This window comes from Massilia sp. CT11-108 (genome assembly GCF_047302915.1).
Classification (GTDB): domain Bacteria; phylum Pseudomonadota; class Gammaproteobacteria; order Burkholderiales; family Burkholderiaceae_D; genus Telluria; species Telluria orientalis.
This window is the reverse complement of record NZ_JBKYMO010001804.1, coordinates 1-231: the sequence shown is the minus strand read 5'-3', so window position 1 is coordinate 231 and position 231 is coordinate 1. Positions and strand designations below refer to the sequence as shown.

Sequence of the window (231 nt, the reverse complement as noted above, 5' to 3'; positions counted from 1 at the left end):
GTTCGCGACGGTGCACAGGCGTTCCCAGTGCTCGGCGTCCGCGCCGGGCGCCTTGCGGAACGGGATCGCGATGGCGCGCAGGAGGCCCGCGCCGGAGACAAGGTCCGCGGCCGGGCCGGGGCCGCGCTGCGCGGCCGGGCTGTCCGGCAGCAGGTACAGGCGATTCAATTCGGAGAGCAGTTTTTCCATGCCCGCGATTGTGACACAGGCTCAGAAACCCATCTTGAACTT

Annotated in this window: 1 pseudogene; it reads right to left on the bottom strand. The window is 68.8% G+C overall.

What is annotated here, in order from left to right:
• Positions 1 to 189: pseudogene (locus ACEN88_RS36390) on the bottom strand (hypothetical protein); the annotation flags it as partial.
• Positions 190 to 231: the final 42 nt, after the last annotated feature.